We start from the raw sequence: 17,193 nt of genomic DNA, 5'->3' as shown, positions 1-17,193 counted from the left end.
ATAGATTAAATCTCAAGGAGTGGTTTGATGAAAAAAATTCTCGTTGCTAACCGTGGTGAAATTGCCATTCGTGTTTTCCGTGCCTGCTCAGAATTACAAATAGGGACGGTGGGTATTTATGCTGCCGAAGATGAATACTCAGTTCATCGTTTTAAAGCTGATGAAGCTTATTTAGTTGGCAAGGGGAAAAAACCAATCGATGCGTATTTGGATATTGAAGATATTATTCGAATTGCAAAAGAATCCGGTGCAGAAGGAATCCACCCAGGTTATGGCTTCCTTTCTGAAAATTTAGCATTTGCCAAACGTTGTGCCGAAGAAGGATTGGTATTCATTGGGCCAAGCGTTCACCATCTTGATATTTTTGGTGACAAAATTAAAGCCAAAGAAGCAGCGATTGCGGCTGGTATTCAATCGATTCCTGGGACTGATGGACCAGTAGCTTCAATTGATGAGGTTTTAGCGTTTGCTGCAACTCATGGCTATCCGATTATGATTAAAGCTGCTTTAGGTGGCGGCGGTCGTGGAATGCGGGTAGCTCATGATGAAAAAGAGGCAAAAGATGGCTATGAACGAGCAAAAAGTGAGGCCAAAGCCGCTTTTGGTAGTGATGAAGTCTATGTTGAAAAATATATCGGCAATCCTAAACATATCGAGGTTCAAATCTTAGGAGATAATCAGGGCAATATTGTTCATTTATTTGAACGGGACTGTTCTGTTCAACGACGCCATCAAAAAGTAGTAGAAGTAGCACCATGTGTTTCTTTAAATGACGCTAAACGTGAAGAAATTTGTCAAGCAGCTGTGCAGTTAATGAAACATGTTGGCTACATTAATGCTGGGACAGTTGAGTTCTTAGTTGAAGAAGATCAATTTTATTTCATTGAAGTTAACCCTCGTGTTCAAGTTGAACACACCATTACCGAGATGATTACAGATATTGATATTGTCACATCTCAAATTCTAATTGCAGAAGGTAAAAATCTGCATACAGAAATTGGAATTCCAAAGCAAGAAGCAATCACTTATAAAGGTGCAGCGATTCAATGTCGGATCACAACAGAAGATCCGGTTAACAATTTCATGCCCGATACAGGTAAAATTGATACGTATCGTTCTCCTGGTGGTTTTGGCGTGCGACTTGATGTAGGCAATGCCTATGCTGGTGCGATCGTTACGCCTTACTTTGACTCGTTATTGGTGAAAGTCTGTACACACGCTAGTACTTTTGAACAGGCAATTCAAAAAATGCAACGTTGTTTGCGGGAATTTCGGATTCGCGGTGTGAAAACCAATATGCCTTTTATGTCAAATGTCATTAACCATCCTGAATTTCAAAGTGGTGATGCGAAAACGACCTTTATTGACAATACACCGGCATTGTTTGTTTTTCCTTCAACACGAGATCGTGGGAATAAAACAATGAAGTACATCAGTGAAATTACCATCAATGGTTTTCCTGGTATTGAAAAAAATAAAAAGAAATATTATGGAGAAGCGAGACTTCCCCATAAATTGATTGAACCTAAAAAAAATATTTTAAGTGCCAAAAACATCTTAGATGACAAAGGCGCGGATGCTGTCGTTAATTGGGTTAAAGATCAAAAGAAACTATTATTAACGGACACGACTTTTCGAGATGCTCATCAAAGTCTTTTAGCAACGCGGGTAAGAACCCATGATTTTGAAAAAATAGCAGCTAAAACCCAAATTGCTTTACCAGAATTATTTTCTGCAGAGATGTGGGGAGGCGCTACTTTTGATGTCGCCTACCGCTTTTTAAATGAAGACCCTTGGGTACGCCTAAAAACATTGCGCAAATTAATGCCAAATACATTATTTCAGATGTTGTTTAGAGGCTCCAATGCGGTCGGGTATTCTAATTATCCAGATAATGTTATTGCTGAATTTATTAAAGAAGCCGCTAAGCAAGGAATTGATGTTTTCCGGATTTTTGATAGCTTAAATTGGTTGCCGCAAATGGAAAAAAGTATTCAAGCAGTCCGCGACAATGGCAAAATTGCTGAAGCTGCGATTTGTTATACAGGGGATTTAAACGATCCAAGCCGTGCTAAATATAATGTGGATTACTATAAAAATATGGCCAAAGAATTGGAGCAGGCCGGAGCGCATATCATTGCAATCAAAGATATGGCGGGCTTGTTAAAACCACGGGCAGCTTATCGTTTAGTCAGTGAATTAAAAGCTACCGTTTCTTTGCCAATTCATTTGCATACGCATGATACTAGCGGCAATGGTGTCATCACATATTCGGCTGCGACACAAGCCGGCGTTGATATCGTGGACGTTGCCACCAGTGCAATGAGTTCTTCAACTAGTCAGCCAAGTATGAACAGTTTGTACTTTGCTTTAGATCAAGATGAAAGACAGCCAGAAATCAATATTGACAATGCCCAACAGTTAAATCATTACTGGGAAGATGTTCGCATGTTTTATAAACCTTTTGAAAGTGGCTTAAATGCACCACAAACAGAAGTTTACAAACATGAAATGCCAGGAGGTCAATATTCCAACTTGCAACAACAAGCAAAAGCAGTTGGTTTAGAAGAGCGCTGGGATGAAATCAAAGAGATGTATCAAACCGTTAATTTAATGTTTGGTGATATCGTGAAAGTAACCCCATCTTCAAAAGTTGTAGGAGATATGGCGTTATTCATGGTACAAAATAATTTAAGTGAAAAAGATGTTTATGATCGTGGTGATGAATACAACTTCCCAGAATCAGTGATTACGTTTTTCCAAGGGGAGCTTGGGCAACCAGTTGGTGGATTCCCAGCAGAGCTACAAAAAATCATCTTAAAAGGCCGGCCAGCCTTCACAGTACGTCCAGGATCATTAGCTGAACCTGTCAATTTTGAAAAAGTCAAAAAAGAATTAGCAAAAAAAATTGGCTATGAACCAAAAAATGAAGAAGTATTGAGTTATTTAATGTACCCGCAAGTTTTTCTGGATTACCGTTCTGCTTATGAAAAATTTGCTGATATTACGGTTTTAGATACACCAACATTTTTCCAAGGCATGCGCTTAGGAGAAACAATTAATGTCGAAATTGAAAAAGGTAAAATTTTAATCATTCGCCTTGATGAGATTGGTGAACCAGATATTGAAGGAAATCGTGTTTTATTCTTTAACTTAAACGGACAACGTCGGGAAGTAGTGGTTAAAGATACATCAATTATCAGTTCAGTCCAAACGAAACAAAAAGCAGAACCAACCAACAAAGAACAAATTGGGGCTACGATGCCTGGTTCGGTGTTAGAAGTTCTAGTGAAAAAAGGCGATAAGGTGAAACAAGGCGATACTTTATTGATTACAGAAGCCATGAAAATGGAAACGGCAATTGAAGCCCGTTTTGATGGTGTCGTCAAGCATATTTATGTGTCTAGTGGCGAACCTATCGCCCAAGACGATCTATTAATTGAAATTACTGAAAGTTAGAAAGTAGGACTTGCTGTGAAACGAAGACTTATCTTTTTATTGCTATTGTTTATAGCAATACTTGTAGTCTATTTACAACCGGTCTTCTTTCCACGGCAAGCTCCCGCCTATGATAATCAGACAAACAAAGATGTGAGTCAAACGAGTTTGAAATATGAGCCGATTAAAGTTTCGGGTTATGCTAGTTTAATTGGTAAAAATTCAAGCGAATTAACGAATATTTTAGGTAAGCCACTGGTTAGTTATGACAGTGGCTTTGGCTATCGTGTGAATACGTATAAGACCGAAAATAAAACCAGCTACATCGCGGCCAATATCCGTAATGGTAAAGTTGCGGCAGTTAAAGTTGCCGGTAATGATGATAAGCATACCACACCGTTTAAATCAGGAATGACCATGAATGATTTAACCAAGGTGACGATGTTATATCCTAATTTCTCACTGGACTATAATGGCGAGAAAATTCAGTTTGAATTGATGGAAGAAGATATGAATTATCGTCCCTTAGTCGCTTTTACCAACGATACCTTTGCTATTCTTTTTTTCAATCAAAAAAAATCACAGCTGATGGGAATTACCTATCTGGATAAACAAATGCTACTAGAGTTAGCTCCATATACGTCCATTGATGGACAACTTCCCAAAGTTCACAAAACGCAGCTAACAGACTGGGATGAAGTTAATCGCTTAAAGGAGACCTCGGCTTTTGAATTGTTAAACGTCTTGCGGCAATTAGAAAGTCGCTCTATCTATACAACCAACTTTACATTACAAGGCCGCGCCGACGATATTAATGCCGACTTTTTAAAAGAGCCCCGCAAATATTTGAATGAAGAACGTTTTAAACAATTTGAACGCATGAAAGATGTTACAAATCCACAACCTTTTTTAATTGTTAGTGATGAATTTGATCAAATGTTAAAAAAAATGAAGATTCCGTCTGTTGCAGGTTTTTATTATCGTCCCATGATGGATACGATGTTTCAAATTATGTCCTTTTATAGCGATCCGTATTTGCATACGCGCTTTTTAAGTGAGGGGCAACAAAAAGTTGGGGTTGGCATTGCCGAAGACAATATGGTAATCTTGTTAGAGGATACTGAAGAAACTGAGGATAGTGAATAACGTGATTTACGATGAAACAACCTTACATTTAGTACAATTGTGTGAGAATTTAAGTGATAAGATTTGTCAAAGTCTTATCTTTCAACAATATGAGCAAACCCGTAGTGAGATGCAACAAGATGAAAAAGCTATTGCTGCTAGAAAAACTTTTCAAAAAGAAAAAGCAAGTTATGAAGAATTAAGTCGTTTTGGCTCCTATGCGCCAGGGATTAAAGAAAAAACAAAAACACTCTATCAAAAAAAAAGGCAGCTAGATATGTGTGAAACAGTGGCGGACTTTCGCCAGGCTGAAACCCAATTGCAAGCATTACTTGATGGTGTTTGCCAACAAGTTGCCAACAGTTTTTCTGAAGAGATTAAAGTAGCATACGGAAATCCCTTTTTTGAAACTAGAAAGTCTGATTGTGGAGGAAATTGTCATGCAAGTTGATACAACAATTGAATTTAAACCAAAACAAAGACGTGGTCTGATCGTTTGGGTCTATAGCTTGCGTCAATTAAAAAATTTGAAACGCTATGGCTTGGTGCATTACGTTTCCCGCAAACTAAAATATGTTGTGCTATATTTAGATGAGGCAGGTTTTGAAGAAACCATGGCAAAAATCGAACATTTGCATTTTGTTCGTAACGTTGAGCCATCTTATCGACCAGATGTTGAAATGAATTTTGCTGATAAAATTGGGACTAAAGCTGCCTACCAAGTCGCCGATGATGATGGTTTTGACGTAGAAGAATTGAATACAACCATTCGTTTAGCTGAAAATGTCTAAAACTTTGTGCTACCTTTTAAAGGTAGCACTTTTTTTGTGCTAATTTTTCGATTATCACGAGTTTTGCTGTTTTATTAGGCTAACGCTACAGATTTATTCATACGTTTAAACAGTTTTAAAAATAGTGTGGCAGTTGTAAGTTGTAGGAGTCAATACTTGTCAATTATGGTAAAATATTGTGGATATGATTGATGAGGTGAAATAATATGAGAGTCGTGGCAGGAGAATATGGTGGCCGAAAATTAAAAAGTTTGCCAGGGGATAATACACGTCCCACAACAGATAAAGTGAAGGGCGCTATATTTAATATGATTGGACCTTTTTTTGATGGTGGCACTTGTCTGGACTTATATAGTGGTAGTGGCGGTCTGGCGATTGAAGCGATATCCCGTGGAATGGCGCATGCTTATTGTGTCGAGCGTAATTTTAAAGCAATGCAAGTCATTAAAGATAATGTCGCAATTACCAAAGAACCAGAAAAATTTACCCTCTTAAAAAAAGATGCCAAACATGCTTTGGACCAATTTATTGCAGAAGAAAAACAATTTGATTTGATTCTTTTAGATCCGCCTTATGCCAAGCAGCAGTTGATTGCGGAGCTTGAAGCGATGGTCAAAAATAATCTATTGACCAATCAGGCAGTGGTGGTTTGTGAAACAGCAAAAGAAGTTATTTTACCAATTCAAATTGCTAACTTAAATCAAATAAGACAACAAAATTACGGTATCACTAGCGTAACAATTTATAGAAATGAGGCGTCTCATGCGTAAAATAGCATTATTTCCTGGTAGTTTTGATCCTTTTACCAATGGACATTTAGATACAATTGAACGAGGATCTGACCTTTTTGATGAAATTATCGTTGGTGTTTTTGTGAACACAAATAAAAAGAGTTTGTTTACCCCAAAAGAACGTAAAGCTCTGGTTGAAGCTTCGGTGGCCCATCTGCCTAATGTGCGTGTGATGGAACAAGATAGTGAACTAACCGTAACCAGTGCGAAAAAATTAGGTGCAAATTTTTTATTACGAGGAATTAGAAGCGTAAAAGATTATGAGTATGAAAAAGAAATTATGACGATGAATCATCATTTGGATAAAAAGATTGAAACGGTATTCTTATTGGCTCGCCCAGAGTATACTCATATCAGTTCCAGCATTTTAAAAGAAGTCATTGCTTTTGGCGGTGATGTCAAAGAATATTTGCCAAAACCAGTATTTGAAGCATTAGTGAAGAAGAGTGATCATTATGAAGCGTAAAGTGCCAATAAAACGCCTTTTACTTTTATTGTTGGCGTTAGTTTTAATGGCCTGTGTTGCATTACCGATTCCGTATTATATCGAAGCACCAGGCTCAACGATTAAGTTAGATACATTGGTGAAAGTTAACGGCCAAAAAGATAAGTTTAGTGGCTCGTTTTCTCTGACGTCAGTTGGGATCAGGCAGGCAACTGTTGCTACCGCATTATTTGCTAAAACGCAAACTTTTTCTGATTTAGTGACAAAAGAAGAGCTGATGGGCACTGCCAGTGATGATGATTACAATAGAATTCAAAACTTTTACATGGAAAGTTCCCAAAATAATGCGATTACAGCAGCACTTCATTTAGCTAAAAAGCCTTTTAAAATGGATTATCTTGGTGTCTATGTTTTAGGCATAGAGGAAAATTCTGCTTTTTATGGCAAAATTAAAATTGGTGATACCGTTGTAAAGGTTGATTCAAAACCTTTCAAAAGTAGCGATGATTTTATGAAATACGTTCAGAGTAAAAAAGTTGGCGATCAGGTGACGATTACCTATCTGCAAGACGGTAAAGAAAAAACGGCGCAGGGTGCATTGATTAAGTTGCCAAGTAATAACAAAGCAGGAATCGGCATTACACTGACTGACCACACACAGGTGAACAGTCAAGAAAAAGTTCAATTTGATGTTGATAATATAGGTGGTCCTTCAGCGGGCTTAATGTTTACCTTGGAAATTTACCAACAGTTAATGAATCAAGACTTACGAAATGGTCATGAAATTGCAGGTACGGGAACTATTGATAGTCAAGGTAATGTTGGTCAAATTGGTGGTATTGATAAAAAGGTCGTTAGTGCTTCTGAAAGTGGAGCAGAAATCTTTTTTGCACCAGCTGATTTAGAAAAAGGTGATACGAATTATCATGAGGCTAAAAAAGCGGCTGCAAAAATTAAAACAAAAATGAAAGTGGTATCCGTAAAAACAGCACAAGAGGCAGTGGATTATTTAAAAAAACATGTCACAAAATAAGTTTTTAGGCGCAGATGACTCCAAATAATAGTAAGTTGTAAAAATCAAAAAAGCATATGCTATACTAAATAACAAGAAATGTATTAAAGGAGGAACAAGAGTGGAAATTAAACGTCAAAAACCAGTGGTAGCTGCTTATCACTATGATCAACCCAATCCCGAACAAGCTTATGAAACGCAGTTGCAAGTAGGATTTACCCCATTAAATACAGAAGATCCTAATTATCCAAAAGAAAATTCAATTATTCGGTGTATTTTAGATTTTCGTTTGGTTTTTGAAGAATATGTGATTTCTGGTCGCGTCAGTCAAATTAACCATGTCGTTGACCGTAAGATTGCAAGTCAAGCAGATGTGACCGAAGAAGAGGTTAATGAAATTGTGGCCCCGTTGTTTGATATCGTAAAGCGGATGACCTATGAAGTAACTGAAATTGCAACTGACGAACCTGGATTAACCCTTAATTTTCAAACAGAAGCATAGGAGAAAATGATGTTTACAGAAGATATTCAAATTATGTTATACGTTGATGATGTCCAAAAAGCAGTGGCATTTTGGCAAGCCTTAGATTTTGTCATCGTTGAAGAACAAACAGTAGATGGTACCCGGGTCGTTGAAATTGCAGCCGCAAAAGATGCAAAAGCACATTTTGTCTTATATGATCGTGAGTTTATTGAAAGCAATTCACCCGAAGTTGCCACCAATTCACCATCCCTGATGTTTTTTAGCCAAGATATTTACCGTCTTTATAAAAAAATCGGTGAACTAGACGTACCACTAGGAGAAATGATTTCATTGGGTGATCGAGAAGTCTTTAATTTTGCAGACCCTGATGGTAATTATTTTGCCGTTTCAAGTATCTAAGAAAAAGGATGTGACAAAACTTTACTGTTTTGTCACATCCTTTTTCATGCCGTCTTATTGCTTGTAGTAGGCACTTTTTTTCACTTTTCGTAAACGGCGGAAAAAAGCAACCTCTGCGACAATAAGTTGAAATTCACCAAAAATTTGGAAAACAATTTTAGGTAATCCCATCTTATTGCTTGTGGTTAAACGCTTTTTTTCCGCCTCTTTTATTAGCCTTTATCCCGGGCGATGGCACCGGTATCTAGGGCTTCTTTCAAATCTTTTTTAAACTGGTGGAAAAATTTTGACAACTTATTCATAACGCAAGGCCTCGATTGGATCTAGCCGTGCTGCTTTGCGGGCGGGATATACGCCAAAGAAGATTCCGATTGCACTGGAAAATAGTAGCACAAAAGCAATTGAGCCTAATGAAAAATGTGCGGTAATATTTAAAGCATTGGCCACAATCAGTGCCAGTGATGCCCCTAATAGTAACCCAATCAGGCCACCGATTAAGCACAAAATAACTGATTCTGTAAGGAATTGGAACAAAATATTGTTGTTTGTCGCACCTAATGCTTTTCTGGTACCAATTTCGCGGGTTCTTTCGGTCACGGAAACTAACATGATATTCATAACCCCAATGCCACCAACTAGTAATGCAATTGCAGCAACTGCAGCAATAAAGTTAATAAATAAACCTAAGACATTGTTTACTTCATCTAACGCTTGCAAAAAGTTGGTTGCAGTATAAACTTTATCGCCAACGGCATCGTGGCGTACGGATAAAATATTAACAATTTGTTTTGAAACTGTATCGATGTCATCTTTTGAATTGGCAATTACAGTTAATTCGCTCATTTTTGTTGCATCTGGTTGTAGTGTCACAGCACTTGTTAGTGGCATTGCCAAATAGCCAGGCATTTTTTCGCTATCAAAAGCTCCCATCATATTTTCCATGGTACCTTTGGTAACACCAAGAACACGCAATGTGACTTGGCCGTTTTGATTTTTAACCGTAATTTTTTCACCAACAACATTATCGCGCCCATTAAAGAAGTAGCGAGCAGTATCAGCACTGATAATGGTTACTTTGGCATTTTCTTCGTATTCCGTTTGATTAAAGTAGCGACCGTAAAGCAGTGTCTTATCCATCATTTGATTGGTGTACTGCAAATCGGGCATACCTGCAATTGCCATCCCAAATTTACTTTTGTCGTTTGCAGTGAAATTTGCTTGGATAGTGGTAACAGGAGAGATGTGGGCGATATTTGGAATACTGCGTTTTAACGCTACTACATCTTGACTCGTAATTTTTTGACTGTCGCTCGCCTCTTGGCTGGTTGAAACGGAGATAGTCGAGGCCCCCAAATCACTAAAGGTTCCGTTTATTTCTTTTGTTGCGCCATTTCCTACCGCTAAAATTGCAATAACGGCACTAATGCCAATAATAATCCCCAACATGGTCAAAAATGACCGCATTTTATTGGCTAAGATACTATCTAAGGCCATTTTAAAGCTTTCGCTGATTCCCATTTTTGACCCTCCTTATAGTGTTTTTCGTTTTTTTACAGAATTATCGGCAATAATTTGGCCATCTTTAAAGGAAACGATTCTTTTGGTGTATTGGGCAACATCTGGTTCGTGGGTAACCATAACCACAGTTGTCCCTTTATCGTTTAGGTCTTGGAAAATTTTCATAATTTCTAATGTTGTTTTGGAATCTAAATTTCCAGTTGGTTCATCGGCCATTAAAACCACAGGATCATTGACAATTGCCCGTGCGATAGCAACCCGTTGTTTTTGCCCACCAGAAATGGCATTGGGACGATGGTGAACGCGATCGGCTAAACCTACTTGTTCTAGTGCCTTGAAGGCTCTAGTTTTTCGCTCGGATTTAGCAACGCCGGCATAAACCAATGGCAGGGCAACATTTTCTAATAGTGTCATCCGGGGCATTAAATTGAAAGACTGAAAGACAAACCCGATTTCTTTATTGCGTACTTTGGCACTTTCTACATCAGTCAGATGGGTGACGTTTTGTCCATTTAAAAGATAGGTGCCATCATCAAAACGATCTAACAAGCCAAGAATGTTCATCATAGTCGACTTACCAGAGCCGCTTGGGCCCATAATTGAAGTGAACTCACCTTCAGCAATATGAAGATTGACATTTTTTAAAGCTACCAGCTCTTCGCCGGCAGTACGATAAATTTTTACCACGTTTTTTAAATCAATCATTTCATCACCTACTCTTTAGTAACGGCACTGCCGTCTTTAAGGCTAGAAGTAGGGGATAAGATAACTTGATTACCGTCAGTTATTCCCTTTTTAATCACGATAAATTGGTCAGATTGAATGCCCGTTTCTACTTTTGTAATTTTTGCTTTGTCATCTTTTATTTCATAGACGATGGGCTCATTTTTGTCGTTATACGTTAAAGCTTCAATTGGAATTGCCAGCGCATTTTGCTCAGTTGCAATGGTAATGTCTACATCAGCTGAAAAGCCAGCATATAATTTTTCTGGTTTATCATCAAAAGTTACAACGGTACCTAATGCGGCGCTCGTTGTTGCTTGCGTGGAAGTAGCGGTAGGATCTTTTTCGGTGACTTTGCCAGCATAATTATGACCACCAGAAGAAATAACTGCTTTTTGATCCACGTTAACTTGACGGGCCTCGGAATTTGATAAAGCGAGTTGAACTTTTAAATTATTCAGGTCAGCAACAATAATAGAAGCCTTACCTTGTTGGGCAGCTGTATCGGCTTGTCCTTTTTTTATATTGACTTCCGTTATCGTCCCGTCTATTCCTGCCGTTAAGCTTAGGCCGCTATCGTAGTTGGCTAATACTTGATCTTTTTTTACTACGTCGCCAACTTTTACATTTAAATCTGTGACATTACCAGTGCCAACTAAATTTTCTGTATTATTTGGAATCAAAGTTCCAGTTGTGCTTAAAGTTTCTGTGACAGTCATTTTTTTGGCAGTTGCACTGCGAATGGTGATGGTGTCATCTTTTTTAGTACTATTATTAAACAAAGCAAAACCGATAGCACCCACGACAACGACGCCTGCTAATAATATCCCAATTGTTTTTTTCTGCATTATCTTCACTCTTTTCCACGTAGATTGTGACATGGTGTCGTGTTCATTCTAAAGCTTTTTATACTTGGTGTCCAAATATAGCATTTGAAAGTTTTGTGAAGATTTTTGGTATACTAGCTATGAGGTGAGGGTGATGAAAAAATATGTTTATGCCATTGGTGATATCCACGGAGAATATGAGTTATTTAAAAAACTTTTAGCATATTTTGATTCCAAACAACATCAACTTGTGTTAATGGGTGATTTAAATGACCGCGGTAAACGCAGCAAAGAGTGTTTTTTACTGGGAAAAAATTTGGTAGAAAAATTTGGGGCTATTTATTTGCGAGGTAATCATGAAGAATACTTTTTACAATTTTTAACCAAGCCAGAAGACTGGTTTGCTTCTTATTTACACAATGGAGGAAAAGAGACAATTGAAAGTCTTTTGCATAAAGGGGCTTGTGAGGAGTATTCGCCAACTGAAATTGCCATGATGATTCGTAGTCGTTATCGTGATTTAGTCGATTTTTTAACACAACGACCTTTGTATTATGAATGGGAAGATTATATTTTTGTTCACGCCGGGGTGGACTTAACCAAAGAAGATTGGCATGATACTGTTCCTGCTGATTTTATTTGGATTCGCGAACCTTTTCATAATGGAAAAAATAAGACTGGCAAAAAGATCGTCTTTGGGCATACCATCACACCAATGCTTCACGGGGACATGATGACAACGGACTTGTGGCTTTCAGATAATAAAGTTGGAATTGACGGCGGCGGTGTCTTTGGGGGTTCCATTCATGGGGTCGTTTTTGGTAAATCGGGTATTGTCCAAGATATTGAATATCAGAATTTATCAGGACCTTGGCAACCTGATTTTTAAGTGTTTGAATAAAAAAGACGCGATACTTGTTTTCTTTTATAGTAAAAAAGGGTAGTAAAAATAAACTGATTTTTTATGAAACTTTAAAAAGATTTTTTTAAGGTTGTTTTATTAATAAAAAAGGCTGAGATCTATAGGATTTCAGCCTTTTTTGCGGCTAAGCGAAAATTTGACAAAAATTTGGGGAACACCAAAAGTAGACCTAAACAGCAACACTACAAGCAGTGTATTGTTGAGTCCTTTGGATAATTTCTGGCTTATTGCTGTGAGATAGGCGATAGCTGATGTAAAGGAGCACCTGTCTGCAATTCAAAGCACAACACTTCTGCTTCAACTTTTTTTTCGAATTGAATAGTATTTTCTATGTTAAAATAAATGGGGTCAAAAGAAAGGTGAGATGACATGACAGCCGCAAATCAAGATTTATTAATGTTATTGCAAGCAGAGCTTACAAATTATTCCAAAAAACAAATGCAACAAGTTTTGGACTTGTTATTAGACGGGAATACTGTTCCATTTATTGCCCGTTACAGAAAAGAAGCCACTGGTAATTTAGATGAGGTTCAAATTCGTGAAATCGAAGAACGTTACCAATATTTAGAAAATCTGGAAAAACGCAAAAGCGAAGTGCTACGTTTAATTGAAGAACAAGAAAAACTAACGCCAGAACTTGCTGCCAGTATAAAAGCTGCCAGCAAAATGCAACAAGTAGAGGACTTGTATCGCCCTTATAAACAAAAGCGTCGTACCAAAGCGACGATTGCAAAAGAACAAGGGTTAGAACCGTTGGCAAAATGGTTGTTACGTTTTGCCGATGAAGCTGTGGCGACCAAAGCGACAGAATTTATAACCACAGAAGTTCCCGATGTCACAACAGCTTTAGCTGGTGCCCATGAAATATTAGCCGAATTTTTTTCTGATTCAGCTAAGTTTAGAACTTGGATTAGACAGAAAACATTTGATAAAGGAATTTATACCAGCACAGGAAAGAAAACAGAAAAAGATGAAAAAGGCGTATATGAAATGTATTATGCCTTTGAAGAGACCGTTAAAAAGATGGTTTCTCACCGGATTTTAGCCACAAATCGGGGCGAAAAAGAAGATATTTTGAAAGTTAGTATTTTAGCACCAGAAGATGAAATTTTAAATTATTTAAAGCGCCAAATTATAAAAGGTCAAGGTGAAGCGGTGAGTTACGTTACTGCGGCCTATGAAGATGCCTACAAACGCTTTATTGCACCGGCAATTGAGCGGGAGATTCGCAATGAATTAACAGAAAATGCCGATGAACAAGCTATCGCGGTTTTTGGTGAAAATTTACGCAATTTATTATTACAGCCACCATTAAAGGGAAAAGTGGTGTTAGGCTTTGATCCTGCTTATCGGACTGGGTGTAAATTAGCTGTTTTAGATGCCACAGGAAAAGTCTTGGCGATAACTGTTATCTATCCCCACAAACCAGCGCCGCAAAGTAAAAGAGAAGCGGCTGGTCCAGCATTCCAACATTTAATCAAAAAATACGGTGTACAAATGATTGCCATTGGAAATGGAACGGCTAGTCGTGAGTCTGAGCAATTTGTTGCTGAGCAAATTCGCAGCTTAAATGAAGAAGTTTATTATGTAATTGTCAATGAAGCAGGAGCTTCTGTGTATTCAGCCAGCGATATTGCCAGAGGTGAGTTTCCTAATTTACAAGTAGAAGAAAGAAGTGCGATTAGTATTGGTCGGCGCTTGCAAGATCCTTTAGCTGAATTAGTAAAAATTGATCCTAAAGCGGTGGGCGTTGGACAATATCAACACGATGTTTCCCAAAAGCGTTTGGCTGAACAGTTGGATTTTGTCGTTGAAACTGTGACAAACCAAGTAGGGGTAGATGTTAATACTGCCAGTCCACAACTTTTACAACATATTGCTGGGCTGAACAAAACGACAGCACAAAACATATTTAATTATCGGGAAGAAAATGGGTCCTTCACTAAACGCAATCAATTGAAAAAAGTGCCGCGTTTAGGGCCAAAAGCTTACGAACAAGCAATCGGCTTTTTACGAATTCCAGGTGGTAGCGATATTTTCGACAATACTGGTATTCACCCAGAAAGTTATGGCGTGGCCAAAGAAATCTTGACACGGGCTGACCTTAAGTTAGACCAACTTGGGACAAAAGAAGCTAAAGTTCGTTTAGAAAGCCTAAACCCAGAACAAGTTGCTGCTGATTTAGATTCTGGAACGGCAACTGTGGAGGATATTTTAAAGGCGCTTTTACAACCTGGTCGAGACATGCGGGATGAAATGCCAGCTCCGCTTTTAAGAAAAGATGTTTTAACCATGAGTGATTTAAAACCTGGGATGGAATTAAAAGGAACTGTCCGCAATGTAATTGATTTTGGTGCTTTTGTTGATATTGGGGTAAAACAAGATGGTTTAGTTCATATTTCAAAACTAAGTCGCCGCTTTGTAAAACAGCCAAAAGATGTGGTGGCTGTTGGAGATGTTGTCACGGTTTGGGTGGAACAAGTTGATGAACAAAAAGGGCGCATTAGTTTAACCATGTTAGACCCTACTGGAGAGTAAAATGACAGAAGTACAACTGCAACAATTAGTAGAAGAAATTTCGTTGCAATTTTTTAAGCGTCCTTTCAAGCATCGGGCGATTTTTAATAAGCGACTGAAAACTACTGGTGGGCGTTATCATTTAACAGATCATCACTTAGATTTTAATCCCACCTTGTTTGCGGGGATTTCTCAAGCAGAACAAGCTGGGATCATTAAGCATGAATTGTGCCATTATCACTTGCACCTATTAAAAAAAGGTTACCGCCATCAAGACCGTGATTTTAAAGTCCTATTAGCTAAAGTCGGGGGGAGTCGTTATGCCCCCAGACTACCACAAGTAAAAAACAAGGTTAAGCGCCAAGTTATGTACCGTTGTCTTGGTTGTGGTCAAATTATTACCCGCCAAAGAAAAATTAATACCGCGCGTTATGTCTGTGGCAAATGTGGTGAAAAACTGCAATTTTTAAAAATTGTTAGCTAAATCTTGGTGAAACACTTACTAAAAGTAACTAATAGGAGCTTTTCGGATAAAACTCATTGAATTTTTAACGTTTTTGTTAGATAATGAACCTCGTGCAAATTATTAGCTCGTTTTTTGGTAGATTAAAGCTGTGTTTTAATTTGAGAAAAAGACGAATTGGATTAAAAAGGAAAATAAAAACAAAAAAGAGTTTTTACATGATTGATATGGAAGAAAAGAGGCTAAATTAAGATGAATGACAAAGATAAGCTTTATCATTTTGTCGGAATTAAAGGTTCTGGCATGAGTTCACTAGCATTGGTGTTACATGAAAAAGGCTACCGTGTACAAGGATCCGATGTGGACAAATATTTCTTTACACAACGGGATTTAGAAAAAGCTGGAATTACGATTTTACCTTTTAGTGCCGATAATATTAAAGCAGACATGATTGTTATTGCAGGTAACGCGTTTGCGGATACTCATGAAGAAATTGTTCGCGCGAAAGAATTAGGTTGCGAAGTAATTCGTTATCACGATTTTATTGGACGCTTTATTAATGACTACACGAGCATTGCGGTTACTGGTTCTCATGGTAAAACAAGTACGACTGGTTTATTGGCGCATGTTTTTAGCGGTGTTTCACCAACGAGTTATTTGATTGGTGACGGTACTGGACATGGCGTACCAGATGCGGACTTCTTTGCTTTTGAAGCTTGTGAGTATCGTCGTCACTTTTTAGCCTATGCACCGGATTATGCGATTATGACCAATATCGATTTTGATCATCCTGATTATTATAAGAGCATTGAAGATGTCTTTACTGCTTTTCAATCGATGGCCCATCAAGTAAAAAAAGGTATCTTTGCCTATGGTGATGATGTTTACTTGCGTAAATTGGAATCAGAAGCACCAATTTATTATTATGGTTTAAATGATAATGATGATATTCAAGCAAAAAATATCAAACGGACAACTAAAGGTTCTGAATTTGATGTTTTTGTTAAAGACAAAGAAATTGGTCATTTCACCCTACCTGCTTTTGGTAAACATAACATTTTAAACGCATTAGGTGTGATTGGGATTGCTTATTTAGAAGGCATCGACATGGCAGAAGTCGCAGAAGAAATGCGAACTTTTGCAGGAGTTAAGCGTCGTTTTAGCGAGAAAAAAGTTGCAGATATGACAATCGTCGATGATTATGCTCATCATCCAGCTGAAATTAAAGCGACAATTGATGCTGCGAGACAAAAATATCCAGATAAAGAAATTATTGCAGTCTTCCAACCTCATACTTTTACCCGGACGATTGCTTTGATGGATGATTTCGCTGAAGCACTAGATTTAGCCGATAAAGTATTCTTGTGTGATATTTTTGGTTCAGCAAGAGAAGCCAAAGGTGATGTGAAAATTGAAGATTTAGGCGCTAAAATTAAAAAAGGTGGGCAAGTCATCAAAGAAGACAATGTGTCACCATTACTTGATTTTGAAAATGCAGTTATGATTTTCATGGGCGCTGGCGATGTTCAAAAATTTGAAGCTGCTTACGAAAAATTACTAAGCAATACTACCCGTAACCGTTCATAATAAAAAATTACCCATTAAAAATGTTAAAACTGGTACTTAGTTGTACCAGTTTTTTTGTAATTTTTACTTTTAAAAACACAAAAATTTTACTAAGCTTTCCTGCTAGAAAATTTCAAAACTTGCACTTTTAAAGGGTTCTGATACAATAATG

16 protein-coding genes are annotated in these 17,193 nt (G+C 37.7%); 13 read left to right on the top strand and 3 right to left on the bottom strand.

Translation table 11 applies throughout. The annotated features are described in order from the left end of the window. Positions 1 to 27 precede the first annotated feature (27 nt). The 9 genes from AC6R0T_RS07800 (at position 28) to AC6R0T_RS07760 (ending at position 8,485) form a co-directional block, all read left to right on the top strand. On the top strand, positions 28 to 3,459 hold the full coding sequence (locus AC6R0T_RS07800; protein ID WP_303753924.1) for a pyruvate carboxylase: 3,432 nt from the start codon (positions 28 to 30) through the stop codon (positions 3,457 to 3,459). Between the two features lie 15 nt (positions 3,460 to 3,474). Further along, a complete protein-coding gene (locus tag AC6R0T_RS07795; protein WP_206903696.1) occupies positions 3,475 to 4,584 on the top strand; it encodes a CAP-associated domain-containing protein in 1,110 nt (369 codons plus the stop codon). Beyond that, positions 4,577 to 5,014 (top strand): YlbF/YmcA family competence regulator, encoded by a 438-nt coding sequence (locus AC6R0T_RS07790; protein ID WP_303753925.1) that lies wholly within the window; start codon positions 4,577 to 4,579, stop codon positions 5,012 to 5,014. Before AC6R0T_RS07795 ends, AC6R0T_RS07790 begins: the two co-directional genes overlap by 8 nt. Continuing rightward, positions 5,004 to 5,354, top strand: a complete 351-nt coding sequence (locus AC6R0T_RS07785) for a YlbG family protein (RefSeq protein WP_230710612.1) — start codon at positions 5,004 to 5,006, stop codon at positions 5,352 to 5,354. The genes AC6R0T_RS07790 and AC6R0T_RS07785 overlap by 11 nt, the downstream gene beginning before the upstream one ends. 206 nt (positions 5,355 to 5,560) lie before the next feature. Continuing rightward, positions 5,561 to 6,124, top strand: a complete 564-nt coding sequence (gene rsmD / locus AC6R0T_RS07780; RefSeq protein WP_206903694.1) for a 16S rRNA (guanine(966)-N(2))-methyltransferase RsmD — start codon at positions 5,561 to 5,563, stop codon at positions 6,122 to 6,124. Then, positions 6,117 to 6,611, top strand: a complete 495-nt coding sequence (gene coaD, locus AC6R0T_RS07775; protein ID WP_206903693.1) for a pantetheine-phosphate adenylyltransferase — start codon at positions 6,117 to 6,119, stop codon at positions 6,609 to 6,611. The genes rsmD and coaD overlap by 8 nt, the downstream gene beginning before the upstream one ends. Continuing rightward, positions 6,601 to 7,623: a SepM family pheromone-processing serine protease gene (locus AC6R0T_RS07770; RefSeq protein ID WP_303753926.1), complete on the top strand. Its 1,023-nt coding sequence runs from the start codon at positions 6,601 to 6,603 to the stop codon at positions 7,621 to 7,623. Before coaD ends, AC6R0T_RS07770 begins: the two co-directional genes overlap by 11 nt. A gap of 100 nt (positions 7,624 to 7,723) precedes the next feature. Beyond that, positions 7,724 to 8,104, top strand: coding sequence for a DUF1149 family protein (locus AC6R0T_RS07765; RefSeq protein WP_206903691.1), 381 nt, complete (start codon positions 7,724 to 7,726; stop codon positions 8,102 to 8,104). Between the two features lie 9 nt (positions 8,105 to 8,113). After that, complete coding sequence (locus tag AC6R0T_RS07760) at positions 8,114 to 8,485, top strand: VOC family protein (protein WP_303753927.1); 372 nt, start codon at positions 8,114 to 8,116, stop codon at positions 8,483 to 8,485. Between the two features lie 294 nt (positions 8,486 to 8,779). Here AC6R0T_RS07760 and AC6R0T_RS07755 read toward each other — a convergent pair whose 3' ends face one another. From AC6R0T_RS07755 to AC6R0T_RS07745, 3 genes are read right to left on the bottom strand one after another with little or no spacing between them, the layout of a single operon-like run. Beyond that, entirely contained in the window at positions 8,780 to 10,003 is a 1,224-nt protein-coding gene (locus AC6R0T_RS07755; RefSeq protein ID WP_303753928.1) for an ABC transporter permease, read from the bottom strand. 12 nt (positions 10,004 to 10,015) lie between these two features. Next, positions 10,016 to 10,708 (bottom strand): ABC transporter ATP-binding protein, encoded by a 693-nt coding sequence (locus tag AC6R0T_RS07750; protein ID WP_282462453.1) that lies wholly within the window; start codon positions 10,706 to 10,708, stop codon positions 10,016 to 10,018. A gap of 8 nt (positions 10,709 to 10,716) precedes the next feature. Then, complete coding sequence (locus tag AC6R0T_RS07745) at positions 10,717 to 11,574, bottom strand: efflux RND transporter periplasmic adaptor subunit (RefSeq protein WP_303753929.1); 858 nt, start codon at positions 11,572 to 11,574, stop codon at positions 10,717 to 10,719. A gap of 133 nt (positions 11,575 to 11,707) precedes the next feature. Between AC6R0T_RS07745 and AC6R0T_RS07740 the strand changes: the two genes are divergently transcribed. From AC6R0T_RS07740 to murC, 4 genes are all read left to right on the top strand, one after another. Next, positions 11,708 to 12,442, top strand: coding sequence for a metallophosphoesterase (locus AC6R0T_RS07740; protein WP_303753930.1), 735 nt, complete (start codon positions 11,708 to 11,710; stop codon positions 12,440 to 12,442). A 402-nt stretch (positions 12,443 to 12,844) separates the two neighbouring features. Then, on the top strand, positions 12,845 to 15,013 hold the full coding sequence (locus AC6R0T_RS07735; RefSeq protein WP_303753931.1) for a Tex family protein: 2,169 nt from the start codon (positions 12,845 to 12,847) through the stop codon (positions 15,011 to 15,013). Between the two features lies 1 nt (position 15,014). Continuing rightward, positions 15,015 to 15,476: a SprT family protein gene (locus tag AC6R0T_RS07730; RefSeq protein WP_206903684.1), complete on the top strand. Its 462-nt coding sequence runs from the start codon at positions 15,015 to 15,017 to the stop codon at positions 15,474 to 15,476. A 231-nt stretch (positions 15,477 to 15,707) separates the two neighbouring features. Further along, positions 15,708 to 17,042: a UDP-N-acetylmuramate--L-alanine ligase gene (murC, locus tag AC6R0T_RS07725; RefSeq protein WP_206903683.1), complete on the top strand. Its 1,335-nt coding sequence runs from the start codon at positions 15,708 to 15,710 to the stop codon at positions 17,040 to 17,042. The last annotated feature ends 151 nt before the right edge of the window (positions 17,043 to 17,193 follow it).

The sequence above is a fragment of the Enterococcus sp. S86.2 genome (assembly GCF_059834485.2).
This window is presented reverse-complemented; position numbering and strand designations above follow the sequence as displayed.